This window comes from Hyphomicrobium sp. 01T421 (assembly GCF_056398805.1).
Window position 1 is genome coordinate 1,057,305 of the sequence record NZ_JBFTQC010000001.1, and the last position, 25,990, is coordinate 1,083,294.

Below are 25,990 nucleotides of genomic sequence, written 5' to 3' on the forward strand. Positions count from 1 at the left end.
GTCAGACCTCGCCTTCAGGTCCGTTGCTCGGCTCGACATTGACAAGGAACGCTTTGTATTCGGGCGTCTGGGTGTTTGCATCGCCGACCGACGGCGTGAGTATGTTGGCGCCGTAGCCCTTCTTCGCTAGGCCCGTGAAGCCCCAGTGGATCGGAACGCCGATGACGTGCGTGGGTTTTCCCGCGACCATCATCGGTTTGATCCGCTTGGTCACCAACGCCTTGCAGACCATGTACCCGCGCTTCGAACTCAGCCGAACCCAGCTGTTGTTCGCGATACCCTTTTCGTTCGCCAGCACTTCTCCGATCTCGATGAATTCCTGCGGCTGCAGGATCGCATTGATCAGCGCGTGCTTCGTCCAATAGTGAAAGTGCTCGGTCAGCCGGTAGGTGGTGCCCACATACGGGAAGTCGGCGGACGTTCCGAAGTCGGCGCGATCATCCGGAAATACGCGGGCTGCCGGGTTGTTCTGAACCTTGGGATGCAGCAGATTTTCCACCGGCGATTCAAACGGCTCGTAATGCTCGGGGAATGGTCCGTCCACCATCTGATCGAGCGCGAAGAAACGGCCCGTGCCCTCGGCGTTCATGATGAAGGGGCCGACGCCTTCCGACGGTGGGATTGTTGGTCCGTAATCGGGAACGTCGATGCCGACCCAACGGCTGCCGTTCCATTGGATGATGGGTTTCGCCGGGTTCCACGGGTTGCCGGCAACGTCGGCGCTGGCGCGATTGTAGAGAATGCGGCGGTTGGCCGGCCAAGCCCACGCCCAATCCGGCGTGATGCCTTGGTCCCGCGGATCGTACGTATCGCGGCGAGCCATCATGTTGCCCTTCTCGGTGTAGCAACCCGAAAAGACCCAACAACCGCTTTCCGTGGTGCCGTCGTCACGAAGCTGGCCGAAGCCGTCGAGTTGTTGGCCCGCTTTGAGCACGACCGCTCCCGATGCATCTTTGATGTCGGCGAGCGTTTTGCCGTTCAAGTCCTTCGCCAATTCGTCAGGGCTTGGATCGGTGGGATTGGTGTATTTCCACGAGAGATTGAAAATGGGATCGGGGAAGGCTCCGCCTTCTTTGCGGTATAACTCCCGGATCCGGTGGAAGATGCCGGACAAGATCCAGATGTCGGATTTTGACTGGGCCGGTGAGTTCGCAGCCTTCCAGTGCCACTGCAGCCAGCGCGCGGAGTTGACGAGTGATCCGTCTTCCTCTGCGAAACATGATGTCGGCAGCTGGAAAACTTCCGTCGGAATTTTGGACGGGTCGGATGGATTGAGCGGCCCGACGTTTTCCCAGAAGCGCGCCGTCTCCGTGTCGAGCGGGTCCATTACGATGAGATACTTGAGCTTGCTCAGTCCGCGCCGGATTTTGTTTTTTTCCGGAAAGGCCTGCAACGGATTGAAGCCCTGGCAGATGTAGCCGTTGATCTCGCCATGGACCATCATCTCGAAGGCCCTGATGATGTCGTACATTGGAACATTGAGCTTGGGCAGCCAGTCATAAGCCCAATTGTTGTCGGCGCGTGCCGCCTCGCCAAACATGGTCTTCTGGAAGCTGACGAAGAATTTGCGATAGTTCTGCCAGTAGCTCATCTGGTTTGGACGCAGCGGCTTGAACTGCCGCGTCTTCATGTAGTCCTCGAAGGTCACTTCCTCATCCTTCGGCATCGCCAGATATCCGGGCATCTGGTTCGACAAGAGTCCAACGTCGGTAAGTCCCTGAATGTTGGAATGGCCGCGCAGAGCATTCATGCCGCCGCCCGCGACGCCGATGTTGCCAAGCAGAAGCTGAACCATCGCCATCGTGCGGATATTCTGCGAACCGATGGAATGTTGCGTCCAGCCGAGCGCGAAGAGGCTCGTCATCGCCTTGTCGGGAAGGCATGTCGACGCGATCAACTGGCAAACGTGCAGATATTTGTCGATCGGAGTTCCGCAGATGCGCGACACCGTCTCGGGCGTATAGCGGTCGACGTGCTTGCGCATGAGATTGATGACGCAACGCGGATTTTCCCACGTGTCGTCGATCTTCGCGAAGCCCTGATCGTCGAGTTCGTAGGCCCAATCCGTCTTGTCGTAGCTGTGGGTCTCGGCGTCATAGCCGTTGAAAAGACCGTCGGCGAAACTGAAGCTCTCTTTGACGATCAGGCTCGCGCTCGTAAACGCGCGCACATATTCGTGCTGCACCTGATCTGTTTCCAACAGATACCGGATGACGCCCGACAGGAACGCGATGTCCGTTCCAGGCCGGATCGGCGCATGGTAGTCTGCGACCGCAGCAGTTCGGGTGAAGCGCGGATCGACGACAACGAGCTTGGCGGCGTTCTCGATCTTGGCTTCGATCGCCCATTTGAAGCCGCAAGGATGCGCTTCGGCGGCATTGCCGCCCATGACCAGAACCAGATTGGCATTCTTGATATCCTGCCAAGTGTTGGTCATTGCACCGCGACCGAATGTTGGAGCCAGACTGGCTACCGTCGGCGCATGTCAGACACGCGCCTGATTGTCGAAGACAAGCATGCCGAACGCGCGGGCCACCTTCCATGTCAGCAGTGCGGTTTCATTGGACGTGGCCGAGGCCGCCAGCATGCCGGTGGTCAGCCACCGGTTGACCGTCGTGCCGTGCTCATTCTTCGCGATGAAATTCGCGTCGCGATCGTCCTTCATCAGCCGTGCGATGCGGTCGAGCGCGAAATCCCACGTAACTTCCTTGAACTCGTTACTTCCCGGCGCGCGATATTTCGGCACCTGGAGCCGGCCGGGCGAATGCACGACGTCGAGAAGGGCTGAACCTTTGGGGCAAAGCGTACCCCGGTTCACCGGGTGATCCGGATCGCCCTCGATGTGCATGATGTTGGAGTGCGCGTTCTTGGCGCCGTCACCCGAGGTGTAGATCAGGATGCCGCAGGCGACCGAGCAGTAGGTGCAAGTATTGCGCGTCTCTTTGGCCGCGGCGAGCTTATAGGGCCGGACGGACTCGGCAAGCGCAGCGCCACAGCCCCCAAAACCCATCGCGCTCATGCTCGATGAGGCGAGTGTCGCGCCCGACAGCTTGATGAAGCCTCTGCGTGTCAGAGTCATACCGGCACTCCGTCTCATGCGTGTAAACGCCGTCGTGCATGAACAACATACCAGAATCGGTGAAGGTTGCCGAAAAATTTTCAGCGTCCTCTGGGTCTTACCTAAAACTTTCGACATCTTCCAAATTACTCGACCCGCCGCCGCGAGGAAGCCGGACGCTCGCGGATCCGAGCCGCGATCAGGCGCAGGGTTCAAAATTTGAAGCAATCACGACAGCGTATTGCCAATCTCGCTGAAAGGCTGTTTAAGGCCTCCCTTAGGCTTCCAGGCGCGCGATGCTGGCACCCCTCCAGGGACTGTTATGAATCCGCGGCACGCGGTGGCTTAAAAAACGAAGCAAATTCAACGCAATAGCTGGAGGGCAACGTCTGCCTGCACCGGTATTGCGCAGCCGGCGGCGCTAGCGCTTTGTAGACGCGCCGGCGTCTCCCCAAATAGTTGAACGGCGAGGTGCAGCGGCCTGCACCGGCAATAGGATACGGCGATGCAAGTCACGGAAACGGCACGAGACGGATTGAAGCGCACACTCGAGGTGGTTGTCGGTCAGGCAGAGCTCAACGAGCGCTTCACGTCTCGCCTTGATGAACTCAAAGACCGTGTGCAGATCAAGGGATTTCGTCGCGGCAAGGTCCCGCTGGCGCACTTGAAGAAGGTCTACGGCAAGTCGCTGATGCAGGAAGTGATGGAGCAGACGCTCAACGATACGAGCGCTCAGGCCATCAAGGATCGCAACGAGCGCCCGGCGCAGCAGCCGAAGGTCGAGCTCGTCGATTTCAACGAACAGACCTTCGAGAAGATAGCCAAGGGCGAAGGCGATCTCGCCTATAAAATGTCGTTCGAAGTTCTGCCCCCAATTCCGCTCGCAGACCTGTCGTCGCTGAAGCTCGAGCGCCTCGTCGCCGACGTCGACGATGCGGCAATCGAGAAGGCGCTGACGAATCTCGCCGAGCGCAACACGGCCTACGATCCCGAAGAGGGACGCGCAGCGTCCGAGGGCGACCTCGTGACGATGAATTTCGTCGGCAAGATCGATGGCGAAGCCTTCGAAGGCGGTTCCGCCGAAGGCCAGAGCCTCGTTATCGGGAAAAAGCAGTTTATTCCGGGCTTTGAGGAAGGCCTCGTCGGTTTGAAGGCCGGCGACGAGAAGGTCGTGGACGCGACGTTCCCCGAAGATTACCCGATGCAGGCGTTGGCCGGAAAAACGGCGCAGTTCGATGTGAAGGTGACTGCGGTCGCAAAGCCGAGAACGCCCGCAATCGACGAAGACTTCGCAAAGGGCCTGGGCGCCGAGAGTCTCGAGCAGCTGCGCGGTTTCGTAACCGAGCAGATCAAGCGCGAGTACGACCAAGCGTCGCGGGCGAAGCTGAAGCGTGAGATTCTGGACGCCCTCGATACGGCGCACACGTTCGAGCTTCCCGCCTCTCTTGTTGATTTCGAATTCAACAATATATGGACACAGCTCGAGAACAATCTCAAAGCCACGAATAAGACGTTCGCCGACGAAGGCAAAACCGAGGACGAGGCTCGCGCCGAGTACCGCGGTATCGCCGAACGCCGGGTTCGCCTTGGCCTCGTGATCGGCGAGATCGGAGAGAAGAACACTCTGACGGTTTCCCAGGATGAGTTGCGTCGCGCGCTCGTAGAGCAGGCTCGCCGCTACCCAGGCCGGGAAAAGCAGGTCTACGAATACTACGAGAAAACGCCGGGCGCCCTGGCCGAGCTTCGCGCTCCGATCTTCGAAGACAAGGTCATCGACCACGTCATCGAAAACGCAAAGCCGGCGGAGAAGAAAGTCACGCGGGACGAATTGTTGAAGGCCGTCGAAGAAGCGACCGAACGCTGATTGCCTTCATCTGCAGAGCAGTGAAAGCTAGAGACTGAAGCGTGCGAGTCTGGCCGGTCTGCTGAACGGGCCGGCCGAAATTAGGAAAGACGAAGGCGATGCGCGATCCGGTAAGTACTTTGACGAATACATTCTGGCCGATGGTCGTCGAGCAGACAACGCGCGGCGAGCGCGGCTACGACCTGCCTTCGCGCCTCTTGAAAGAACGGATCATCTTCGTAACGGGACCGGTCGAAGACCATATGGCTGCATCGATCTGCATGCAGCTTTTGTTCCTCGAATCCGAGAATCCGAAAAAAGAGATCTCGATGTACATCAACTCGCCGGGTGGCGTGGTGACGGCGGGAATGGCGATCTACGACACGATGCAGTTCGTGAAGCCGCAGGTCGCGACGCTGTGCATCGGTCAAGCTGCGTCGATGGGTTCGCTCCTGCTCTGCGCCGGCGCGAAGGGCATGCGTTACGCGCTCCCTAACGCCCGCGTGATGGTGCATCAGCCCTCGGGCGGCTTCTCGGGTCAGGCGTCCGATATCGAGCGTCACGCCGAGGACATCATCAAGATGAAGCGGCGTCTCAATGAGACCTATGTGAAACACACGGGTCAGACCTACGAGATGATCGATAAAACTCTCGACCGCGATTACTTCATGACCGCCGACCAGGCCCGCGACTTCGGCATCATCGACAAGGTCCTCGAAAACCGCGACGAGGTCGACGCCGGCGTATTCGAGAGCAAATCGTCAGGTTGACGAGTGCAGAAGCAACACTTAAGTCGCCCGGCGCGTGCGCAGAGTTCTTTGAACTGAGCGCACGCCGGGACGGCCAAGAACAAACGCGGCACGCCGGTGGGCGTTTAGGTAAATTATCGCATTGAATTGGCGTGGTTGCCTGATCATTTATCAACTGTGGCAATAGCGCCGCTTGCGGCCCATGGCGGCCTGGGCTCCATTAATCCAATCTTGATCTCGCGAACGTTAGCGTGCTCAGATTGGTTATGAGGTTCACGTGCCGTAGAATCGGCTCAGTGCCGGACGTGAATGGCGGGCCAAAGCAAGAACATCGCATTGATGGGTCTTGCACGGAAGGTGAGAACAAATGGCTCAAGAGAAGAACACTCTCTACTGCTCTTTCTGCGGCAAGAGCCAGCATGAGGTTCGTAAACTAATTGCCGGTCCGACGGTGTTCATCTGCGATGAATGCGTCGAGCTGTGCATGGATATTATCCGCGAAGAGAACAAGAACACTCTCGTTAAATCTCGTGACGGCGTTCCGACGCCGCAAGAGATTTGCAACGTGCTCGACAGCTACGTCATCGGGCAGTTCCACGCGAAGCGCGTTCTCTCCGTCGCGGTCCACAACCACTACAAGCGCCTCAACCACGCTTCGAAGAACAACGACGTCGAACTCGCGAAGTCGAACATCCTGCTGGTCGGCCCGACGGGCTCCGGCAAGACGCTGCTCGCGCAGACGTTGGCGCGCATCCTCGATGTGCCGTTCACGATGGCGGACGCCACGACGCTCACGGAAGCGGGCTACGTCGGCGAGGACGTTGAGAACATCATCCTGAAGCTCCTGCAGTCGGCCGACTACAACGTCGAGCGGGCGCAGCGCGGCATCGTCTACATCGACGAGGTCGACAAGATCAGCCGCAAGTCTGACAATCCCTCGATCACCCGTGATGTATCGGGCGAGGGCGTGCAGCAGGCGCTTCTGAAGATCATGGAAGGCACGGTCGCTTCCGTTCCGCCTCAGGGTGGCCGTAAGCATCCGCAGCAGGAATTCCTGCAGGTCGACACGACGAACATCCTGTTCATCTGCGGCGGCGCCTTCGCCGGTCTCGAGAAGATCATCTCGCGTCGTGGCAAAGGCTCGTCGATCGGCTTCTCCGCGAAGGTCACGGGACCCGACGAACGTCGCACGGGCGAAATCCTGCGCAACGTCGAACCGGAAGATCTGCTGAAGTTCGGCCTCATTCCGGAATTCATCGGCCGTCTGCCCGTCATCGCGACGCTGGAAGACCTCGATGAGACCGCGCTCGTCCAGATCCTGACCGAGCCGAAGAACGCCATCGTGAAGCAGTATCAGCGCCTCTTCGAAATGGAGGACGTGAAGCTGACGATCACGCTCGACGCGCTGAAGGCGATCTCGCGCAGGGCCATCGAGCGCAAGACGGGTGCTCGCGGTCTGCGGTCGATCATGGAAGGCATTCTGCTCGACACGATGTACGATCTCCCGATGCTGAAGGGCGTTGAAGAGGTTGTCATTGGACCGGAAGTCGTCGAAGGCTCGGCCAAGCCGCTCAGAATTTACTCCGACCGGGCCGAGGAAAAGGGTTCGACGGCTTAGCCCATCGCGACAATAACGGCCTTCCGGGGGCTTGGTCCCGGGACTTGTTTGCGGGACGCCGGTCCCTATTTGTTCGGAGGGAATGGCATCAAGCGGCCAGCCGAGGAAATCCTGAAACCGGTGTCTTGAGCTTGGGTCTCACCCCGCGCTCGCGCTCACGAGCATGCCGACCGCCGCCACAAAAAGGGGCGGGAAGCGTGGCTCCTAAGTGGAACGAGTGTGGAATGCAGCGGAAGGCTGTTACAGTCTTCCGTCGCACGGCGAATAGGTAGTGAAATGAGCGAAGACAAAAAGACCAAAGAGAAAGCCACCGGCAAAGAGCTGTTTCCGGTTCTGCCTCTTCGTGACATCGTCGTATTCCCATACATGGTCGTGCCGCTTTTCGTCGGTCGCGAGAAATCAATCGCGGCGCTCGAAGAAGTCATGCGCGCCGACAAGCAGATCCTGCTCGCCGCGCAGAAGAACGCCGGCGACGACGATCCGGCGCCCGACGCCATTTACGAGATCGGCACGCTCGCGTCCGTGCTCCAGCTTTTGAAGCTTCCCGACGGCACCGTGAAGGTTCTCGTCGAGGGCAACGCGCGCGCCAAGATCGTGCGCTACACCACCAACGCCAACTACTTCGAAGCCGAGGTCGAGCGCGTCGCGGAAGTTCCGGGCGCAAAGGACGAGCTGGAGGCGCTTGCGCGCTCCGTCGTCACGCAGTTCGAGAGCTACGTGAAGCTCAACAAGAAGGTCTCGCCCGAGGTTCTGAGCAACGTCGGCCAGATCGAGGACTACGCGAAGCTCGCCGACACGATCGCCTCGCACCTCGCTGTGAAGATCTCCGAGAAGCAGGACGTGCTCGAGACCGCGAGCATCTCCGAGCGGCTGGAACGCGTCTACACGCTCATGGAGAGCGAGATTTCAGTTCTCCAGGTCGAGAGAAAGATCCGCTCGCGCGTCAAGCGCCAGATGGAGAAGACGCAGCGCGAGTACTATCTGAATGAGCAGATGAAGGCCATTCAGAAGGAGCTTGGCGATTCCGACGAACGCGATGACATCGCCGAGTTCGAGGAAAAGATCGAGAACACGAAGCTGTCGAAGGAAGCCAAGGACAAGGCGCTGGCTGAGCTGAAGAAGCTCAAGCAGATGTCGCCGATGTCGGCCGAAGCGACGGTCGTTCGCAACTACCTCGATTGGCTCTTGTCGATCCCGTGGGGCATCAAGGGCAAGGTCAAGAAGGACATTGCCGAAGCGCAGACGATTCTCGATCTGGAGCACTACGGCCTCGAGAAGGTCAAGGAACGCATCCTCGAGTATCTCGCCGTGCAGGCGCGTACGAATAAGCTGAAGGGGCCGATCCTCTGCCTCGTCGGGCCTCCGGGCGTCGGTAAGACGTCGCTTGGAAAGTCGATCGCGAACGCGACCGGCCGCGAGTTCGTGCGCATGTCGCTCGGCGGCGTTCGCGACGAAGCCGAAATCCGTGGCCACCGTCGGACCTACATCGGCTCCATGCCGGGCAAGGTCATTCAGTCCATGAAGAAGGCGAAGCGGACCAATCCGCTCTTCCTCTTGGACGAGATCGACAAGATGGGTCAGGACTTCCGCGGCGATCCGGCAGCTGCGCTGCTCGAAGTCTTGGATCCCGAGCAGAACGGCACGTTCAACGATCACTATCTTGAGGTCGACTATGACCTCTCGAACGTGATGTTCGTGACGACCGCCAACACGCTGAACATCCCGCCGGCCCTGATGGACCGTATGGAGATCATTCGTCTTGCGGGCTACACGGAAGACGAGAAGCTCGAGATCGCCAAGCGCCACTTGATTCCTGAGCAGTACACCGCTCACGGGCTCGAGCAGGGCGAGTGGTCCATCGAGGATGCAGCGCTGAAGGAAGTCATTCGCCGTTATACGCGCGAAGCAGGCGTCCGCTCTCTCGAGCGCGAGATTGCCAAGCTTGCCCGTAAGGCGGTGAAGGAAATCCTGACGTCGTCGAAGACCTCGATCGTCGTCACGACCGATAACGTCCACGACTTCCTCGGCGTGCCGAAGTACCGGTACGGCGAAGCCGAACTCGAGGATCAGGTCGGTATCGTGACGGGCCTTGCCTGGACCGAGGTCGGCGGCGAGTTGCTGACGATTGAAGGCGTCATGATGCCGGGCAAAGGCAGAATGAGCGTCACCGGCAACCTGCGCGATGTGATGAAGGAATCGATTCAGGCCGCGAACGCCTATGTGCGCTCGCACTCGATCGACTTCGGCATTCATCCGAGCTTGTTCGAGAAGCGCGACATCCACGTGCACGTGCCGGAAGGCGCGACGCCGAAGGATGGACCTTCCGCAGGTATCGCGATGACGACGGCGATCATCTCGGTTTTGACCGGCATTCCCGTCCGCAAGGATGTGGCGATGACGGGCGAGATAACGCTGCGCGGTCGCGTGCTCCCGATTGGCGGCCTCAAGGAAAAGCTCCTTGCGGCCCTCCGCGGCGGCATCAAGACGGTCATCATTCCGGAAGAAAACGCCAAGGATTTGGCGGAAATTCCGGCCGAGGTGCAGACCAAGATGGATATCATCCCGGTCTCGCGTCTCGATGAAGTCTTGAAGATCGCTCTCATTCGCGTGCCGGAACCCATCACCTGGGACGAGGCGGCGGAAGCCGAGGCGCTCGAGGCGAAAGAGTCAGGAAAAGCCAGTGCGCGGATCACCGCTCACTAAGCCCCCCTGAACAGAAAATTTATCGAAATAGATGCCTCTGCGCGGTAACCGTGCAGGGGCATTTTCTTAGGTGCCGATTGAGCATTTTGATGTGCTTTTGTCCGGAAACACGGGCGTTTTGTGCTTGACGGAAGGGGCGATTGGGCGCTTTTARCCGAACATGCGCGGCCGGCTACTCCCCGATTGTGGCCGCCTCGGGCTTCGCGCCCTGAGCTGAAACCCATCTCCCACATTAGAGGAAAGACGAGATGAGCAAGAAAGATTTGATTGATGCCGTTGCGAGAGATTGTGAGCTGACGAAGGAAAAGGCCGGTGGCGTGGTTGACGCCGTTCTCGCGCACATTCGCGCGGCGATGAAGGATGGCCACGAAGTGCGCATCCCCGATTTCGGTACCTTCAAGGTCGCAGCCCGTAAGGCGCGCGAAGGCCGCAACCCCGCAACCGGCAAAACCATTCAGATCCCGGCTTCGCGCGTGCCGAAGTTTACGCCGGCAAAGGGTCTTAAGGACGCGTTGAATTTGAACTAGGCCCGCATCAGCGATCTTTTTTGCGCGCGTCGCGTCAGCGGCGCGCGTGTTTGTTTTTGACAGGCCTTTGCAGACCGATTAGCAAAGGCGCTTCGGGCGGTTAGCTCAGTGGTAGAGCGCCTCGTTTACACCGAGGATGTCGGGAGTTCGACCCTCTCACCGCCCACCATGTTTTCAAATAGTTATGTGTTCCCTGTTCAACGCAACAATTTTTCGACGTTTTTGCCCAGATGCAGGAAGAGCGGAGTGCGCCACGGCAGATCCTTCGCGACGGCACGAGTCGGGCTATCGGAGCTCAGGTCGGCAAGCGGAAGTATGCGGTCAAGCGCGATCCGAAGACGAATATGGCTGTCGGGCTTGAAGTGATGATGAGCGACTGACGGCTGTTCTCATCTATCCACCAACCTGAGCGTTACGCCGTCATTGACGACATCTTTGGCGCTTACGGGAGACTGAGTTTCAACCAACATCTAACTTAGAGATGCCGATTGACGGTTTTATCAAAAAGCAGCCCTCGCTGAAAAACATCGACGTTGGGTGGCGCAACGAAACGCCACGGGCGAAGCCGAAGAAGTTCGAGAGGACCAAGTACCGCGATACTTCGCGCTCGATGGTTAAGTCGCGCCGAGCGCACGCGACCCACCGCAGTGTCGATTGACCACCGCCGAATTCCCGGACGGATCGGTCTCTGAACGGACGGGCGCTGAGGAATTCAATCGCAGGATACGTATACCAGGGCAGCGGCCCGCAGTTGGCCCAACACGCACGCCGCGCCATGCTCGACCTCAAATGTCCCCTTAAGAGAGCCTGAAACACAAGGGAGCAGCAATTCACCGGGGACCAAGTGAGAAATATCGCGCCAACCTGAACCGGCATTAAGTACTTTGCCCGTCAGGCGGGGTTTGAGATCCATGAGTTCATATTCGATCGGCGGCCACACGGCGCCTTGTGACGCGGCGTGCCTCAATGCGTTCAACATGTCGCTTCCCCCCGAAACTCTCTAGGACAAACTGATGGGATGGGTGCCTGGAAATATCCGGATCCGGCCGAATGTTCTGGCAGGAGTCGGTGATAAAGTTCACGGGTACAAGCACAATCTTGACCATACAACCAGCTGTTTTCACGGGGTCGGTTCACGTCAAAAGGCAACGTCCGGACGGCAGCGTTATTGAACAAGGTTTTCATGCTCCGGCGCATTTTCTCGTCGAGGTCGCCACGCATCTTTTAATTTGCCCTGAACCTCCCAAGTGAAGCGGCGTCTCGCTTATCCCGTCCGTCCCGTCCAACGAAGAAAGAACACCCATGTCCGTCTCGATGTACGACATTGCGATCCCGACGTTTCAGAAGCAGCTGAGCGCACTCGATGCGATCCTCGATAAAGCCGAGGCCTACGCCACGGCAAAAAAAGTCGATATCGCGGTGCTGCTCGCCGCGCGGCTCTATCCCGATATGTTCAACCTCACCCGGCAGGTGCAGCTCGCAACCGACTTCGCCAAGGCGGCGCCGGCCCGGCTGGCCGGTATCGAGGTTCCGAGCTTCCCCGATACGGAAACGACGCTTCCCGAGCTCAAGGCGCGCATCGCGAAGGTCCAGGCTCTCCTGGCCGCGTACAAGCCCGAGCAGCTCGACGGCTCCGATAGCAGGCAATTGACGCTCAAGCTCGCAGGCAACGATGTGACGTTGAGCGGGCGCGAATACCTGCTCCACGTCGCATTGCCCAATTTCTATTTTCACTGCACCACCGCCTACAACATCCTGCGACACAACGGCCTCGAAGTCGGCAAGCGGGATTTTCTCGGCCGGACGTGAGCAACTGCAGGGCCGAATCGCGATTTTTTGTTGTCTTTGGAATGCGATCTCCGGCTTGACGGCCGGACGGCCATCACGTATTCCCAGCGTCGTGACGGCGGGCGCTTCGGCGCCCGTCACTTTCTGGATTGCGGGAGTAGCTCAGTTGGTTAGAGCGCCGCCCTGTCACGGCGGAGGCCGCGGGTTCAAGTCCCGTCTCTCGCGCCATTTCCATTGAAGCGACAACGGTTTTCAAGCTGTTGTGTTTTCTGAATGGAGATGGCGCTTCAATCTTGGCGAGCCCTTCGTTGGAGCCGCCCCAGACCATCCCGCTACGCGAAATCTTAGAACTACGTGCGAGGCCGCACGCACGGCCTGGGCGGACTGCCGTCGGTCGGACCTCACGTGCGCATTGGCGGCCGGCGACGTTGACAATCGATCAGCGGTCGCCGTCGCTCAAATAGCGATGGAGTTCCTGCCGGTGCTGTTGGAGCACCTCGATCGATTTGACGGCTTCCGGGCTCGTTGCAGCGATCACGAACGCAATGATCGTTTCAAGAAGGGACATCAGTGCAACGCTCGATGCGAAGAATTGCGTCGTAATCATCGGAACGACAAAGCGGTGACCCGCCCCCGTCAGAATGGGGGAGGCAGGGCTGTCCGAAATGCCGATGACCGTAATGCCCCGCGAAACCGCCAACTCCACGGCGTCGATGACTTCGTGCTGATAGGGCTTGAATGCCATGGCAAGGAGGACGTCGCTCGTCGCCGCCCGTGCCAGACCATCTGTGGGTAGCAGGCCGTCACGCGGGATGGCTGTGACTTTACCGATGGCCAGGCTCGCGATGAAGGCGAAATACGCGGCAATCGAATTGGCCATCCCCGTACCCAGAACGTAGGTCGTTGGCGCATGGACGATATCGTCTGCCGCGGCCTTGATGGCGACTGATGTCGTCCCCGAAAACTGCCGTTCGATGTTGGCGATCGAGGCTGTGGCGATCTCGGAATAAAGCCCCGCGAGCTTGCCGTCTTGGGCGAGGGATTGAAGCCAGCGGACCCGGTCGGGGAAATCGTCCTGGCCCTTGATGACCTTTTCGCGGAATGGCTTGCGGAAATCTTCGTATCCTTCGAAGCCAATGGCCCGGGCCATCCTCACGAGGGTGTTTGGCTTCACGTTCGCCTGCTCGGCCATCTCGCGAATGGAGCTGACACTGATGAGGTTGGAGTGCTCCAGAACGTGCGTGGCAGCTTTCCTCAGTTCCGGCGTCAGGGCACCAAGGCTTTTTGCCAGCAGGTCAAGGACCCCAGTGGCGTCTTCTGGTCGAGTAAATGACTGATCCATTTGTTCTCATGGCGAAATAAACGGGTGCTAATTCCAAGCCGCTCGAAATAAGAGGCTGTCGCGCAAACCAAGTGACGGCCCTGACGGGCAATAAAAGAGCTGCCGAACGTTATCGGAGGCGACCCCCGAGTCGCTAATAATCAGTATACAGTCGAACATATTGGGACGCGGCCATCAAGCCCGTCTCCACGCAAACCCCCATCTGCGGCGCCGTTCCCCACGGCGCTCCCAACCCTCAAAGCGACCTGCTTTTGGGCCCTGAGCGCGGGCAAATCGAACGGTATTTAGGCAAAAGATCCTGCTTTGTTGCAGAGGCGTCACACTCTGTACCGAGTGCAACGCACATTCGTACTATTTGATTGAATGGCACACCCGTACCATTACAAAAAAGTATGCCGGGTCTGGGGCGAGTCGCCAAAGCGATACGCAGTCCGGGGCGATGGGTGAATTCGGGGACAGAGGGCGCGGGGCCGCTTCCTCTGCAGAATAGGGGATTTAGATGTTCGGACGTAAAGTCACGGGTGGGGTTTGTGCAGCGGCTTTGGCATTGTTTGCCTCCGCCAACGTAGCTTCCGCAGAAGAGAGACAGTTCGGCTACGCGCTGACGATCACGGGCTCTTCGGATTACTTGTTCCGCGGCATCTCATTCACGGACAACAGTCCGACGGCTAACGTTTATCAGGAAGTCAGCTACGGCATGCTCTATGCGGCGGCGTGGACGTCGACCCTGAACAACGGTCCGACGTACGGCCCATGGGAGCAGGATATCTATGTCGGTATCCGTCCTACTACCGGCCCGGTCAGCTGGGATCTGCAGGCGCTGTACTACATGTACGGTCCCACGCATTATACGCATCTGACCGACTATTTCGAATTCAAGATCGGCGCGACGACCACGCTTCGCGAGGGGCTGACGGTGGGTGCGAACATCTGGCTGACGCCGGACCAGGGCGCTGCTGCTACCAGCAACATCTCGTATGAAGGCACCATTGCCTACGACCTTCCGAAGTTCAACGTCTTCGCTCCGCAGTTCACGGCCCTGATCGGCCACACGGACGCGGGCAACAACGCATTTTATAACGGTGCCGCGGGTTCCGGTTACTGGAATGGTGTGCAGTCCTACACGTATTGGAACGCCGGCGTTAAGGTCAACGTCGACAAGTACTTCATGGACTTCCGCTACTCGGATACCGACATCGGCGCGGGCGCTCTCGACACTGGTCTTTCGGATTCTCGCTTCGTGTTTTCGGCAGGCGTAAACCTCCTTCCGTAACTAACTTTCGGCCGCGCTCTCACGCGGTCGAGGACGCTGGAGTTTGATCTCTCTCAACGCCCAGCTGAATAGCCGCTGCACACCCCCGTGCGGCGGCTTTCGTTTGTGCGGCGCTATCGGGCGGAGAAACCGCCCGTACTAGCCGCGACTCGCTCGGCTGACGGCGTCACGTTGGAGAGCGAGAGATCGCGGATTTATCGGACAAGCACCGCACCGCTCGCGCCTCGCTCAGCGCACCGCGGCTAGAATGAAATCGACGAACGCGCGAACCTTCGCTGCTGGATGGTGCCGCGAAGGGTAGTAGGCATAGAGCGGGAATCGCTCGTCGGCCCACGCGGGAAAGAGTTCGACGAGCTTGCCGCTCTTGATCGGATCCCTGGCGACCACTTCGAAAATCTGAGCGATCCCGGTGCCGGCCAATGTCTCCGTGAGCATGGTTCCGGCATCGCTCAATAGCAGCCGGCTCTTGGTCTTCACCGGCAGAACCTTGTGGCCCTTGTGGAATTCCCACGCGTAGGGCCGCCGCGTCAGCGGATCGCGCAAATCGATACACGCGTGTCCAGCTAGATCGTTCGGATGTTCCGGACGCCCCTGGCGCTTCAAGTAGCTCGGCGCGGCGACGGCGACGATCCGCAGGTCCGCGAGCTTGCGGATGATGAGTGATGAAGTCGGAGGCTCACCGAATCGCACCGCAACGTCGATGCCGTCGCTCACGAGATCGCCGACCTGTTCGCGCGTCACACAGTCGAGCGAGAGTTCCGGATAGTGTTCCAGGAATTTGCCGAGCCGCCCCGGCAAGATGAGCTGCGAAACGACGGGATCGATATTCACCCGTAATCGCCCGCGCACGATATTGGCGGCGCCCGAAGCGATCGTTGCCGCATCCTCGATGTCGGCGAGGCTTGGCTTCACCCTCTCGTAGAAACGCCGACCCTCATCGGTCAGTGAAACCGAACGTGTCGTCCGGTCGAGAAGGCGCGCGCCGAGCCGTTCCTCCAGCCGCGAAATCGCGCGGCTTACCCCGGACGTCGTGATGCCGAGCGCGTCCGCGGCACGCACGAAGCTGCCGCCCTCGATAACCGCGGAAAGAACCGTCACGCCGGAAAGCAGACGCCCATCGAAAGCCATGGCCAGCCCATAGTTGATATTCAGTCATCAATATGTGGATGTAAGCGCACTTCAGTCAACTTCGACGCGATGCGAAATTGTGGCCGCCACGATCGAGTTCGATCGAGGAGAAACGGCTCAGGAGACAGCAATGTACGCAATCACGGGAATAACGGGCCAAGTCGGGGGAGCGCTCGCCCGCTCATTGCTGGACGCGGGCCAGCCCGTCCGCGCCGTCATTCGGAATGCGACGAAGAGCGAACCATGGGCATCGCAAGGCTGCGAGATCGCGGTCGCGGATATGCAGGATGCCGAGGCCCTTGCCGAAGCCTTTAAGGGCGTGGACGGCGTCTTTGTCTTGCCGCCAAGCGAATTCGATCCATCACCCGGCTTTCCCGAGGCGCGGGCCGTCATAGGGGCGGTAAAAGCGGCCCTCGAAAAATCGCGCCCCCGCCATGTCGTATGCCTTTCGACGATCGGCGCACAGGCGGCGCAGCCCAACCTCCTCACGCAGCGAACGCTGATGGAGCAGGAGCTTAGACGTCTACCGATGCCGGTGACGTTCTTGCGTCCCGCTTGGTTCATGGAAAATTATTCATGGGACGTCGCATCCGCGCGTGACAGCGGCGTCATCGCGTCTTTCCTCCAGCCGCTCGATAAAGCCTTTCCCATGATAGCGACGGCCGACATCGGCCGCTTGGCGGCAGAACTCATTCAGGCAGACTACGACGGCAAGCGGGTGGTCGAACTCGAAGCGGCGAAGCGTTACACGCCCAACGAAGTGGCGGCGGCGCTCGCGAAGATCCTCGGTCATCCGATAAAAGCGGTAGTCGTGCCGCGCGACACGTGGGGCGCGCTGTTCAAATCCCAAGGCATGAAAGATCCAATCCCGCGCATCCAAATGCTCGACGGCTTCAACGAGGGATGGATCGAATTCGAAGGCGCAGCCGATACGCGCGTAAAGGGCGCGACCGGTCTCGAAGCCGTGCTGAAGGGCTTGGTCGAAGCGGCGCAGTAACGAGTCGTCCCTTAACGGCCCGATGTCGTCTCACTTGAACAGCGACGTAAGTGAGAAAGAAGAGGCGACGACGATGGGCGGGTTTTCAGCGACCTTCGGATAGGGTTCGTCGATATAGACGCTGACGCCTGTTGCCCGCGTCTCCTTGATCAGCGATGCGACGTAGGCCCAGCCCTTCGGCTCGAGCCCGAGACACGCTTCCGACATCTCGCCCTTGAGCCGTTCGTGAATCGCAATGTTTCCGCGCGCCAGGATTGCAGCGGTCTGCTGGGGGGTGAACTTGTCTCTGTTCGAGAGCTTGGTCAGGTAAATCCCGGCAACGTTCCGCTTGGTCTTCGGACCCCACGTAATGCGCGGGCCCTTATCCGAGCCGAAGGAATACTCCCCCGGCGGCAGCGGTCCGACCGCGCGCGTCGCGAGGCAGTCGGGATCCGGATTGTTCCTGCACACGTCTCTACCGGAAATCGCCCAGGTGATGGTTTGCCCACGTGCGCCCGGGTCATCGGAAATAATGAAAAGCCGGCCGGTCCGGATCGTATAGCCAAGGCGGAAGCGCTGAACGTTCGGCGGAACTTCGTGGACCACGTCATCGAAGGGATTGCAGATTTCGCCCCCCGTCAGCTTTCGCGGATAGCCGTTGAGCTGGATGGTCACGTAATCGACGCCCGGCGCGCAGTCCCATTGCGGCAGGGTTTTCTTGTTCGCAACGACGACAGGCGGAGGCAGCGCTTTTGACGGCGGTACGGCGGCGACCGTCGGCTTCTGGATGACCGGGGGCTGAAAATCGGGAACCGCCGGCGCGACGACCTTCGGCAGGTGCCGGATTTGCTCGCATTTGGCAGAGACTTTCGGCGGCTGAATCTGTTTCACCGCTAAGCGTCGGGCAACCGAACTCTCGGCCCCTGCCTTGATGTAGGCGAGGATCAGCGCCTGCTGAACTTCAATCTGTTCCTGCGATAATTCGAAGATGCAGTCTTCGTAGATTTGATCGCCGACCTCGCTGAAGAAGTCGGCGATCTGACCCGCCGCCGCGCCCGCTGCAGCTTTCGCGTCGGCTTTCACCGGTTGCTGCGCGTGGCTGTAATTCGACATCAGCAGGAGGCCGGTGAGGGCTGCGAGCAGTGCCGCTTTGATGCGATCCATGGGCATTCTAGAATAAGCTCGGCACCGGGATGTCGAATGGAATCTGCGACCTCGCTCACCCCAGGACTGAGATGTGCGACGGCACGGCATGTACATCCCTTGGTTCTCGGCAAAGCAGAGATGGTCCATAGCTCACTCGTACCCCGAAAGTCTGGGCAAGAGAGAGGCCGCCCCGATGGATCTGACCATTTCCTCACCGGTTCGCGATTTACGGCTCGCTTAAGCTCAGCTCGTGAATAAAACGATCCCGCGCGCGCGTCGAGCGCCGCGGTGCTTGGAAAGATGATGCACGATGCAAATCTACGTCGACGCGGACGCCTGCCCGGTGAAAGCAGAAGTGGTGCGCGTCGCCACGCGGCACGACCTCCCCGTGCATATGGTGTCGAACAGTTGGATTCGGATTGACGCGAGCCCGCTGGTCAAACTCGTCGTTGTCGAAGAAGGCCCCGACGCCGCTGACGATTGGATTGCCGAGCGCATCGGTCCGTCCGACATCGCCATAACCGCGGATATTCTGCTCGCCGCCCGTTGTCTCAAAGCAGGGGCGCAATGCATCGGGCCGACGGGCAAGGCATTCAGCGACGCGAACATCGGTATGGCGGTCGCGATGCGGGAGATGCAGCGCCACTTGCGCGAAACCGGCGAAAGTCGCGGCTTCAATCCCTCGTTCACGCCGCGCGACCGGTCGCTTTTTTTGCAGGCGCTGGAAAATGCAATCCAGGCAGGGAAGAGGAGGGGATGAGCGTCCTCATTCGCTGACATTCTCCGTGCCGCCCACGCGGCACGGAGTGAACACAGGGAATTTCTCCAGTCGCGCTTTCGTTCAGACGAATTCTTGAGCGTCCGTCACCGCCAGCCGCGATGACCGCCGAACCGGTGCCCGTACCCGCCGCGCCATCCGCCCCAGCCGCCGCGATGGCCGTACCACCGTGGTCCAGGTCCCCATCGGTAGGGATAGTATCCAGCGTAATAGGGAAATGGCCGATAATATCGCGGACCGTAATAGGCGGGACCGTAATAAGGACGGCCGTAATAAACGGGTTCATTTTCGTAATAGTCTCGATAGACCGGCGGACCTTGGACAACAGCCGGACGTCCTTCGCAGCAATCCCCGCCGAGATCCGCCGCTTTCGACGCGTGAGGCGTAAAGGCCGCCAAGGCGAGCACGGGAAGTGCATAAATCAGATTTCTCATGAAAATGCTCCCTGCAGAAGTAGATCTAAAAAACGCTACCTCCCGTGAATGGTTGCTGAACGAGCGACGTCGAGTTGACGGAGTTGATCCGTATTAAGGCTATTGCTCAAAGCAGTGGTATTCCGCGACGGCATTCGGAGAAGCGGTCAACCAAACATTTATCGACGCGCATTCGAATATCGCACCCGAATTCGAATGATCCCTGCAAGAGAATAGCGCCGCTTATCGCGTTGAATGAGGCTCGCCGTTTGGATTGATCCGCTCTCACTGCGGTATTGTCCGCGCGCGTTGCAGTCTTCATTCGGGCAAACGTCGCGACGCCGATTCGAACTCGTCGACGCGTTATACGACTGCGCGGTCCAGCCCAAAGACTCGGTGGAAACTTTGCGCTGGGTTCACCCCGCGAAGCGCAGACTGTTAACGGCGCTCGTTGGGGGGCGTGTCCCAGAAGGAAGCAGCCGATTCGAGCGCGATCGCGCTCTCGACCGCCAAATCGCATTTGGCACGCCTCTTCCAGAAAACCGAGATGGAGCGCCCGAGTACCAGGCCGACTTGATGCGTCTTTGCGATGAGCATGGCGCGCCGGCCGGAATTCGAACTGCCGCCCATCTGGCAATTGCCCCCGCGAGGGCACCGGCACAGCGAACGCCCACCGTGTGACAGATTGCCGTCAGGCTCGGGTGCTAAGCTCTGGGACTAAAAGTTGGCTCTTGCGCTTCCCATAGTCTTCAAATGGAGAGGAGCGGGTGGGGAGTTGCGCCTTAGAACGCCGTAGGTTAACACCCCCATAGCTGCGAAAGCGCTCGGACTCTCCCACGCTAGCGGATTGACGGCGATGATGGATCTTACCTCCCAATACCTTCCGATCGCGATTTTCATCGGCGTCGCGCTGTTTATCGGCGGCGCCCTGATGGTTGCACCGTTTCTGGTCGCGGTTCGGAACCCAGATCCGGAGAAGGTGTCCGCCTACGAGTGCGGCTTCAACGCCTTCGACGATGCGCGCATGAAATTCGATGTGCGGTTCTATCTCGTGTCGATTCTCTTCATCATCTTCGATCTCGAGATCGCATTTCTCTTTCCATGGGCCGCCGCGTTCAGGGAAATCGGCGTATTCGGCTTCTGGTCGATGATGGTGTTTCTGGGCGTGCTGACCATCGGCTTCATCTATGAATGGAAGAAGGGCGCGCTGGAATGGGATTGATCCTCAAGGACGAGCGTCCGGGTGGCCTTCTCTTCGATCGCGTCTTCGACCGCGCTCAGGAAGGCTCGCCAGGCCTGGTATCGCCCGCCGCCGACCCCTTCTTTACTGACGTTTCGAACGAACTTGCCGATAAGGGCTTTCTCGTCACGAGCGTCGACGATCTGATCACCTGGGCCCGGACGGGCTCGCTGATGTGGATGACGTTCGGCCTTGCCTGCTGCGCGGTCGAGATGATGCACACTTCGATGCCGCGTTATGACGTCGAGCGATTTGGCTTCGCCCCCCGCGCGTCGCCGCGGCAGTCGGACGTCATGATTGTCGCCGGCACGTTGACGAACAAGATGGCCCCGGCGCTCCGCAAGGTCTACGACCAGATGCCGGAGCCTCGCTACGTCATCTCGATGGGAAGCTGCGCCAACGGCGGCGGCTACTATCATTATTCCTACGCTGTCGTACGCGGTTGCGATCGCATCGTGCCGGTCGACGTCTATGTCCCGGGATGCCCGCCGACCGCCGAGGCGCTCCTTTACGGAATTCTGTTGCTGCAGCGGAAAATACGCCGCACCGGCACGATCGAGCGCTAAGTCGAGCTGAATCTTGGAGATCGCCGCTAGATGACGGAGTTAACCGCGCTGCAGGACACCGCGAAGGCGATCGCGGGCGGAGCCCTACGACAGGCCAGCGTCTCCTATGACGAGCTCACGATCACCGTCGCCCGCGAGAACATCGTCGAAGTTCTGACGAAGCTTCGCGACGATCCGAAATGCCAGTTTGAAGTCCTGATCGACATCTGCGGCGTCGACTATCCCGAACGCGCCGAACGGTTCGACGTCGTCTACCATCTGCTGTCGATGCGCCTCAATCAGCGGCTGCGGGTCAAGATTTCGACCGACGAGGCGACGCCCGTCGCAAGCGTCAACGGCGTATTTCCGGCGGCCAATTGGTACGAGCGGGAAGCCTACGACCTCTACGGCATCCGCTTCACGGGCCACCCCGATCTTCGCCGCATCCTGACCGACTACGGCTTCCAGGGCCATCCTTTGCGGAAGGATTTCCCGCTCACCGGCTACGTCGAAGTGCGCTACGACGACGAAAAGAAACGCGTCGTCTACGAGCCGGTGAAGCTGACGCAGGAATTTCGGGATTTCGATTTCGAGAGCCCTTGGGAGAGCCCGAGCCACGTCCTGCCGGGCGACGAGAAAGCCGGCCCGAAATCGTGAGTTGTCGTAAGCCTGCGCACGGCCTCTGAACCCGTTTTCCTGGCAGCGGTATGCCCGGCGTTCGCTGGCTGTGGTTCGAGGGGGAAGATTCGACGAGGGAATCGGCCTTGAGTGCAATGGGTTCAGCGCGACCTTCGCTTCCCGCCGGGGCGCCGCCGTTCAATAGTGCGCCGGCCGGGAATTCTAATTTGTTCGGGGGGCCAGGATCGCAATGCAATTCGAGGTCAGCGTCGCAATCGCGACAGTTCTCATGGTCGGAGCCTTCATTCTGGATTGGCCGCGTGCGGTCGCCGGCTTGGCGCTGGGCATCGTCTGCCGGTATTTGCCCTATGGAACGATCTTCATTCCGGCCGGCGTCATCATTGTCTCGGGTGCCGCAGAATTGCTCTATCCCTGGTTCGGCCGCACGACGGAGCCGCATTTCTGGAGCTTTTTCTTCGGTCTCTTTGCCGTCGCGGGCACCGCTTCAAGCCTCTATATTACGATCCGCAACCTTAAAGACCGGCTGTAAGGACTGAGGCCGTGAAAGACACGCTTCACGCTGGTGCCCGAACGCAATTTTCCTATCGTGTGCCGGCGACCAAGACCGTGCCGCATCTCTATCCCGAGGCGCACGAATTTCAGCTGATGCCGACCGTCTTTGCTACGGGCTTCATGGTCGGGCTAATGGAATGGACTTGCCTGCATATCATAACGCCGCATCTCGACGACGGAGAGGGTTCGCTTGGCGTTCACGTCAACGTTTCGCACGCAGCCGCCACAGTTCCCGGACAAACGGTAACCGTCGACGCCGAGTGCACGAAGGTCGCAGGGCGCCGCCTTTTCTTTCATGTCAAAGCGCATGATGGGATTGATTTAATCGGCGAGGGCGAGCATCAGCGTATCGTCGTCAACTGGGATAAGTTCGAGCAGCGAGTGAACGACAAGGCGAAGCTCGCCAGACTTGCACCGATTACCCGCGGGACCGTTTGAACCATGGCCGAGACTGAAATCCGCAACTTCAACATCAACTTCGGGCCGCAGCACCCGGCGGCGCACGGAGTGCTTCGCCTCGTTCTCGAACTCGACGGCGAGGTCGTGGAGCGCGTCGATCCGCATATCGGCCTTCTTCACCGCGGCACCGAGAAGCTTATCGAGCACAAAACGTACATGCAGGCGATCGGCTACTTCGATCGTCTCGATTACGTTGCCCCGATGAATCAGGAGCACTCGTTCTGCCTTGCTGCAGAAAAGCTGCTGGGGCTTGAAGTCCCCTACCGCGGCCAGCTGATCCGCGTGCTCTACTCCGAAATCGGCCGTTTGCTGTCGCATCTCTTGAACGTTACGACGCAAGCCATGGACGTCGGAGCGTTGACCCCGCCGCTCTGGGGTTTCGAAGAACGCGAAAAGCTGATGGTCTTCTACGAGCGCGCCTCAGGCTCGCGCATGCACGCCAAATACTTCCGCATGGGCGGCGTCCACCAGGACCTGCCGGAGCAGTTGGTCGACGATATCTACGCCTGGTGTGACCCGTTTTACAAAGTCATCGACGACATCGACGCGCTGTTGACGGAAAACCGCATCTTCAAGCAGCGCAACGTCGATATCGGCGTCGTCTCGTTGGATGAAGCGTTCGCGTGGGGCTTTTCGGGCGTCATGGTCCGCGGCTCCGGCGCCGCCTGGGACCTGCGCAAATCGCAGCCCTACGAATGCTACGCCGATCTCGATTTCGATATTCCGATCGGCAAGAACGGCGACTGCTACGACCGCTACCTCATCCGGATGCAGGAGATGCGGGAATCGACCAAGATCATGAAGCAGTGCTGCGAGCTTCTGAAATCCGCGCGCGGTCAGGGCCCGCACGTCGCCGACAACAAGAAAGTCGTGCCGCCGAAGCGCAGTGAGATGAAGCGCTCGATGGAAGCGCTGATCCACCACTTCAAGCTCTACACCGAAGGCTTCCACGTGCCGCCCGGCGAAGTCTACGCTGCGGTCGAAGCGCCGAAAGGCGAGTTCGGCGTCTATCTCGTGTCGGATGGCTCGAACAAGCCCTATCGCTGCAAGATCCGCGCTCCCGGGTTCCCCCATCTCGCCGCGATGGATTTCATCAACCGCGGCCACATGTTGGCGGACGTCTCCGCGATCCTCGGATCCCTCGACATCGTCTTCGGCGAAATCGATCGCTGAAAACGCCCATGGCCCGCGCGATCGAGACATCGATTTTGATCGCGGCGCCGGCTTCGCGGGTCTGGTCCGTGTTGATGGATTTCGGCGGCTACCCCGCCTGGAACCCGTTCATCCGCACCATCAAGGGTGAACAGCGAACGGGTGCAAGGCTTGAGGTCGGCATCGAGCCCCCAGGGCTCACAGCGCAGACGTTTCGGCCTATTGTCGTCGAGGTCGAGCCCGAGCGGGTTTTCTCCTGGCGCGGATCGCTCCCAATTCCAGGTCTCTTTGTCGGTGTGCATCGGTTCGCCCTCAGCGCGGAAGGATCGAACACCCGCTTCGAGCATTCGGAACAGTTTTCAGGGCTGCTTATCCCTTTCTTCGGTGGTGTCTGGACGCCACGGAGCGCGGATTTCGGGCCATGAACGAAGCACTGAAGGTAAAGTCCGAAGGCCGGTAACGGCAGGACGAGTTGCCGCGAAATGCGCTGGCGAGCGCTTCGGATCACTCCCGGCGCGGGCGCGCTCTTATATTTCAGGCCAAGTCACGACGCCGTTGACGATCTGTTTCCGGCGGCCGTGCGATTTCATCCAATCGCGGCCGAGATCGGCGAGAACGTAGTCGCCGTCGGGCGAATGAATGAAGCTGTCGAACCCTCTCGCGTATCGCTCGAGCGGCGGGTTGTGGCCGCCGCAAAACTGCTTTTCGGGATCAAGTGCCGGGTCCATCATTCGGGCCGCCTCGCGGCAGAATGAGCCACGAAAAAGGCCGGGCGACGTGCCGATATGGTTGCACGGTTTGCGCGTGAATGGGGCCGTCAGACCGATAAACCTTCGGGATTGGAACTTGCGCCGTATCCCCGACCGCTTTTCTTGGAAGGGCATCGACAGGACGACCTGCGCGAGCTTCGGATGGCCCGCGAAGGGAGCGGAGAAATCTCCCGCATCTTTGATGGCGAGCCAATCTTCTTCCACATGCAGCACGAAAGGGGAGCTGGTCGCGGCCCAGACGCGGACCACTGCTGCTGCGAAGCCCGGAGTCTCGGGCTCGAACACCGTCGCCGTAGGGAAACGCTGCCGGATGATATGGACAGCTTCCGCCTGATCGTCGTTGGATCCGAATGCTGGGTCTACGTTGGCGTAGACGTGGCCAATTTCCAACTTCGGAAAGACGTTCTTCGAAAAGCTCGCGATCATCTGCCGTAGAAGTTCGGGCCGGCGGGTCGCGACGACAGTGATATCGGCTTGCAAGCGGCTGTCCCCCTTCAGTTTTTGGGTCGGTGACACTCCATAACGGCGCACGCGTGGTGAACCCGTTGCCAATCTGTGCGCGGATGTTTCGGCCCGTCGTCGTCGAAGTCCGGAGGCCGGTAACGGCAGGACGGACTGGCCGCGAAACGCGCTGGCGCTTGCCACGAAGCCCTGGCAGATTGCGGTCGAGGCCGAGCGTCAAATCAAAGGAACCGAGTATGCTTCCCGGTGCTGCGCCGATGGTCGACAACTTGTTTCTGCTCGCAGTTGCCGCCGTCGGCTGGGGCTTGAGCCTTGCGACCTATAGGCTTTTCGCCCGTTCGCGGAGCTGGCCGATGGGCGCGCTGCAAGCCGATCTGCCGTTCATTCCGGTTCTGATCGGGCTTGGTGGCCTGTTCGCCGGTTTGCTGTTTGCGACGGCACGCGGCGCCGACGACGGCGGCTGGATGATCATTGCGCTGGGTTTACTGTTCGCCAGTCTTTGGACCGGTTTTCTCCGCGTCGGCTCGCAGCTTGCGCTGTTTCTCGCGCCTATCGCTACGTTTCTTCTGCTGCTCGGCTGGCTCGCCGTGCCGCTCGGCTTTTCCGAACGCCGGTGGGCAATGGAGCGCCCCTCCGAAACACTTCAGCGTCGCGGAATTCTCAACCCGGATGCGGGGGTGACGTCACCAACGCCGCCGCCGAAATCGGCTCCATAGCTTCGCGCTTTTCGTCGCACCTAAATCTCCACTGCGAACAGCGCTTGCTCCTTCACAGGGATCGGCAAATGCTTGCTTTGGCGCGGCATTCCTCGTACTGGACCGCGTTGGTG

The 25,990-nt window shown here is 59.7% G+C and carries 24 protein-coding genes and 2 tRNA genes; 19 read left to right on the forward strand and 7 right to left on the reverse strand.

All coding sequences use genetic code 11. From position 1 onward, the window contains the following. Position 1 precedes the first annotated feature (1 nt). Positions 2-3,079: a formate dehydrogenase-N subunit alpha gene (gene fdnG, locus AC1DK3_RS04875; RefSeq protein WP_477191149.1), complete on the reverse strand. Its 3,078-nt coding sequence runs from the start codon at positions 3,077-3,079 to the stop codon at positions 2-4. Positions 3,080-3,563: 484 nt separating this feature from the next. Here fdnG and tig point away from each other — a divergent pair, with 484 nt between their 5' ends. From tig to AC1DK3_RS04915, 8 genes are all read left to right on the forward strand, one after another. Continuing rightward, on the forward strand, positions 3,564-4,922 hold the full coding sequence (tig, locus tag AC1DK3_RS04880; RefSeq protein WP_477191150.1) for a trigger factor: 1,359 nt from the start codon (positions 3,564-3,566) through the stop codon (positions 4,920-4,922). Positions 4,923-5,020: 98 nt separating this feature from the next. Next, on the forward strand, positions 5,021-5,671 hold the full coding sequence (locus AC1DK3_RS04885) for an ATP-dependent Clp protease proteolytic subunit (protein WP_477191151.1): 651 nt from the start codon (positions 5,021-5,023) through the stop codon (positions 5,669-5,671). A gap of 346 nt (positions 5,672-6,017) precedes the next feature. Further along, the gene (clpX, locus tag AC1DK3_RS04890; protein ID WP_477191152.1) at positions 6,018-7,268 is read left to right on the forward strand and encodes an ATP-dependent Clp protease ATP-binding subunit ClpX; all 1,251 of its coding nucleotides are present in this window, start codon (positions 6,018-6,020) and stop codon (positions 7,266-7,268) included. A 276-nt stretch (positions 7,269-7,544) separates the two neighbouring features. Further along, positions 7,545-9,971 (forward strand): endopeptidase La, encoded by a 2,427-nt coding sequence (gene lon / locus AC1DK3_RS04895; RefSeq protein ID WP_477191153.1) that lies wholly within the window; start codon positions 7,545-7,547, stop codon positions 9,969-9,971. Between the two features lie 248 nt (positions 9,972-10,219). Beyond that, positions 10,220-10,498 carry an HU family DNA-binding protein gene (locus AC1DK3_RS04900; protein WP_092867617.1) on the forward strand — a complete coding sequence of 93 codons (279 nt, stop codon included), beginning with the start codon at positions 10,220-10,222 and terminating at the stop codon, positions 10,496-10,498. Between the two features lie 94 nt (positions 10,499-10,592). Further along, positions 10,593-10,667: transfer RNA gene (locus AC1DK3_RS04905), tRNA-Val, on the forward strand. A gap of 1,133 nt (positions 10,668-11,800) precedes the next feature. Continuing rightward, complete coding sequence (locus tag AC1DK3_RS04910; RefSeq protein ID WP_477191154.1) at positions 11,801-12,307, forward strand: DUF1993 domain-containing protein; 507 nt, start codon at positions 11,801-11,803, stop codon at positions 12,305-12,307. A 130-nt stretch (positions 12,308-12,437) separates the two neighbouring features. Next, positions 12,438-12,514 (forward strand) — tRNA-Asp (locus AC1DK3_RS04915). 211 nt (positions 12,515-12,725) lie between these two features. Here AC1DK3_RS04915 and AC1DK3_RS04920 read toward each other — a convergent pair. Together AC1DK3_RS04920 and AC1DK3_RS04925 are read right to left on the reverse strand one after the other, a co-directional pair. Next, a complete protein-coding gene (locus tag AC1DK3_RS04920; protein WP_477192875.1) occupies positions 12,726-13,580 on the reverse strand; it encodes a MurR/RpiR family transcriptional regulator in 855 nt (284 codons plus the stop codon). 1 nt (position 13,581) lies between these two features. Then, the gene (locus AC1DK3_RS04925; RefSeq protein WP_477192876.1) at positions 13,582-13,638 is read right to left on the reverse strand and encodes a hypothetical protein; all 57 of its coding nucleotides are present in this window, start codon (positions 13,636-13,638) and stop codon (positions 13,582-13,584) included. A 489-nt stretch (positions 13,639-14,127) separates the two neighbouring features. Here AC1DK3_RS04925 and AC1DK3_RS04930 point away from each other — a divergent pair, with 489 nt between their 5' ends. After that, positions 14,128-14,901 (forward strand): TorF family putative porin, encoded by a 774-nt coding sequence (locus AC1DK3_RS04930; RefSeq protein WP_477191155.1) that lies wholly within the window; start codon positions 14,128-14,130, stop codon positions 14,899-14,901. A gap of 228 nt (positions 14,902-15,129) precedes the next feature. On the opposite strand, the gene AC1DK3_RS04935 is transcribed toward AC1DK3_RS04930, so the two are convergent. Then, positions 15,130-16,029: a LysR family transcriptional regulator gene (locus AC1DK3_RS04935; RefSeq protein ID WP_477191156.1), complete on the reverse strand. Its 900-nt coding sequence runs from the start codon at positions 16,027-16,029 to the stop codon at positions 15,130-15,132. A gap of 130 nt (positions 16,030-16,159) precedes the next feature. On the opposite strand from AC1DK3_RS04935, the gene AC1DK3_RS04940 reads away from it, so the two are divergent. Next, a complete protein-coding gene (locus AC1DK3_RS04940; protein ID WP_477191157.1) occupies positions 16,160-17,026 on the forward strand; it encodes an NmrA family NAD(P)-binding protein in 867 nt (288 codons plus the stop codon). A gap of 30 nt (positions 17,027-17,056) precedes the next feature. On the opposite strand, the gene AC1DK3_RS04945 is transcribed toward AC1DK3_RS04940, so the two are convergent. After that, the gene (locus tag AC1DK3_RS04945) at positions 17,057-18,169 is read right to left on the reverse strand and encodes a DUF2778 domain-containing protein (RefSeq protein ID WP_477191158.1); all 1,113 of its coding nucleotides are present in this window, start codon (positions 18,167-18,169) and stop codon (positions 17,057-17,059) included. 292 nt (positions 18,170-18,461) lie between these two features. Here AC1DK3_RS04945 and AC1DK3_RS04950 point away from each other — a divergent pair, with 292 nt between their 5' ends. Then, entirely contained in the window at positions 18,462-18,911 is a 450-nt protein-coding gene (locus AC1DK3_RS04950) for a YaiI/YqxD family protein (RefSeq protein ID WP_477191159.1), read from the forward strand. A 104-nt stretch (positions 18,912-19,015) separates the two neighbouring features. On the opposite strand, the gene AC1DK3_RS04955 is transcribed toward AC1DK3_RS04950, so the two are convergent. Further along, positions 19,016-19,363, reverse strand: a complete 348-nt coding sequence (locus tag AC1DK3_RS04955) for a hypothetical protein (RefSeq protein ID WP_477191160.1) — start codon at positions 19,361-19,363, stop codon at positions 19,016-19,018. Between the two features lie 835 nt (positions 19,364-20,198). On the opposite strand from AC1DK3_RS04955, the gene AC1DK3_RS04960 reads away from it, so the two are divergent. From AC1DK3_RS04960 to AC1DK3_RS04990, 7 genes are all read left to right on the forward strand, one after another. After that, positions 20,199-20,564: an NADH-quinone oxidoreductase subunit A gene (locus AC1DK3_RS04960; protein ID WP_092867606.1), complete on the forward strand. Its 366-nt coding sequence runs from the start codon at positions 20,199-20,201 to the stop codon at positions 20,562-20,564. Next, positions 20,555-21,148, forward strand: coding sequence for a NuoB/complex I 20 kDa subunit family protein (locus AC1DK3_RS04965; protein WP_477191161.1), 594 nt, complete (start codon positions 20,555-20,557; stop codon positions 21,146-21,148). The genes AC1DK3_RS04960 and AC1DK3_RS04965 overlap by 10 nt, the downstream gene beginning before the upstream one ends. Positions 21,149-21,178: 30 nt before the next feature. Continuing rightward, positions 21,179-21,784, forward strand: coding sequence for an NADH-quinone oxidoreductase subunit C (locus tag AC1DK3_RS04970; RefSeq protein ID WP_477191162.1), 606 nt, complete (start codon positions 21,179-21,181; stop codon positions 21,782-21,784). A gap of 211 nt (positions 21,785-21,995) precedes the next feature. Then, positions 21,996-22,295 carry a hypothetical protein gene (locus tag AC1DK3_RS04975; protein ID WP_477191163.1) on the forward strand — a complete coding sequence of 100 codons (300 nt, stop codon included), beginning with the start codon at positions 21,996-21,998 and terminating at the stop codon, positions 22,293-22,295. Between the two features lie 11 nt (positions 22,296-22,306). Continuing rightward, positions 22,307-22,756: a thioesterase family protein gene (locus AC1DK3_RS04980; protein ID WP_477191164.1), complete on the forward strand. Its 450-nt coding sequence runs from the start codon at positions 22,307-22,309 to the stop codon at positions 22,754-22,756. A gap of 3 nt (positions 22,757-22,759) precedes the next feature. Continuing rightward, entirely contained in the window at positions 22,760-23,950 is a 1,191-nt protein-coding gene (locus AC1DK3_RS04985; RefSeq protein ID WP_477191165.1) for an NADH-quinone oxidoreductase subunit D, read from the forward strand. 8 nt (positions 23,951-23,958) lie between these two features. Next, positions 23,959-24,354, forward strand: coding sequence for an SRPBCC family protein (locus AC1DK3_RS04990; RefSeq protein WP_477191166.1), 396 nt, complete (start codon positions 23,959-23,961; stop codon positions 24,352-24,354). A 102-nt stretch (positions 24,355-24,456) separates the two neighbouring features. On the opposite strand, the gene AC1DK3_RS04995 is transcribed toward AC1DK3_RS04990, so the two are convergent. Next, positions 24,457-25,179 (reverse strand): hypothetical protein, encoded by a 723-nt coding sequence (locus AC1DK3_RS04995; RefSeq protein ID WP_477191167.1) that lies wholly within the window; start codon positions 25,177-25,179, stop codon positions 24,457-24,459. Positions 25,180-25,397: 218 nt separating this feature from the next. On the opposite strand from AC1DK3_RS04995, the gene AC1DK3_RS05000 reads away from it, so the two are divergent. Then, positions 25,398-25,877, forward strand: coding sequence for a hypothetical protein (locus AC1DK3_RS05000; protein ID WP_477191168.1), 480 nt, complete (start codon positions 25,398-25,400; stop codon positions 25,875-25,877). Positions 25,878-25,990: the final 113 nt, after the last annotated feature.

Excerpts from the sequence above, each read along its gene's own strand:
- tig (WP_477191150.1), top strand. The coding sequence starts at position 3,564 with ATGCAAGTCACGGAAACGGCACGAGACGGATTGAAGCGCACACTCGAG.
- AC1DK3_RS04885 (WP_477191151.1), top strand. The coding sequence starts at position 5,021 with ATGCGCGATCCGGTAAGTACTTTGACGAATACATTCTGGCCGATGGTC.
- clpX (WP_477191152.1), top strand. The coding sequence starts at position 6,018 with ATGGCTCAAGAGAAGAACACTCTCTACTGCTCTTTCTGCGGCAAGAGC.
- lon (WP_477191153.1), top strand. The coding sequence starts at position 7,545 with ATGAGCGAAGACAAAAAGACCAAAGAGAAAGCCACCGGCAAAGAGCTG.
- AC1DK3_RS04900 (WP_092867617.1), top strand. The coding sequence starts at position 10,220 with ATGAGCAAGAAAGATTTGATTGATGCCGTTGCGAGAGATTGTGAGCTG.
- AC1DK3_RS04910 (WP_477191154.1), top strand. The coding sequence starts at position 11,801 with ATGTCCGTCTCGATGTACGACATTGCGATCCCGACGTTTCAGAAGCAG.
- AC1DK3_RS04930 (WP_477191155.1), top strand. The coding sequence starts at position 14,128 with ATGTTCGGACGTAAAGTCACGGGTGGGGTTTGTGCAGCGGCTTTGGCA.
- AC1DK3_RS04935 (WP_477191156.1), bottom strand. The coding sequence starts at position 16,029 with ATGGCTTTCGATGGGCGTCTGCTTTCCGGCGTGACGGTTCTTTCCGCG.
- AC1DK3_RS04940 (WP_477191157.1), top strand. The coding sequence starts at position 16,160 with ATGTACGCAATCACGGGAATAACGGGCCAAGTCGGGGGAGCGCTCGCC.
- AC1DK3_RS04945 (WP_477191158.1), bottom strand. The coding sequence starts at position 18,169 with ATGGATCGCATCAAAGCGGCACTGCTCGCAGCCCTCACCGGCCTCCTG.
- AC1DK3_RS04950 (WP_477191159.1), top strand. The coding sequence starts at position 18,462 with ATGCAAATCTACGTCGACGCGGACGCCTGCCCGGTGAAAGCAGAAGTG.
- AC1DK3_RS04955 (WP_477191160.1), bottom strand. The coding sequence starts at position 19,363 with ATGAGAAATCTGATTTATGCACTTCCCGTGCTCGCCTTGGCGGCCTTT.
- AC1DK3_RS04960 (WP_092867606.1), top strand. The coding sequence starts at position 20,199 with ATGATGGATCTTACCTCCCAATACCTTCCGATCGCGATTTTCATCGGC.
- AC1DK3_RS04965 (WP_477191161.1), top strand. The coding sequence starts at position 20,555 with ATGGGATTGATCCTCAAGGACGAGCGTCCGGGTGGCCTTCTCTTCGAT.
- AC1DK3_RS04970 (WP_477191162.1), top strand. The coding sequence starts at position 21,179 with ATGACGGAGTTAACCGCGCTGCAGGACACCGCGAAGGCGATCGCGGGC.
- AC1DK3_RS04975 (WP_477191163.1), top strand. The coding sequence starts at position 21,996 with ATGCAATTCGAGGTCAGCGTCGCAATCGCGACAGTTCTCATGGTCGGA.
- AC1DK3_RS04985 (WP_477191165.1), top strand. The coding sequence starts at position 22,760 with ATGGCCGAGACTGAAATCCGCAACTTCAACATCAACTTCGGGCCGCAG.
- AC1DK3_RS04990 (WP_477191166.1), top strand. The coding sequence starts at position 23,959 with ATGGCCCGCGCGATCGAGACATCGATTTTGATCGCGGCGCCGGCTTCG.
- AC1DK3_RS05000 (WP_477191168.1), top strand. The coding sequence starts at position 25,398 with ATGCTTCCCGGTGCTGCGCCGATGGTCGACAACTTGTTTCTGCTCGCA.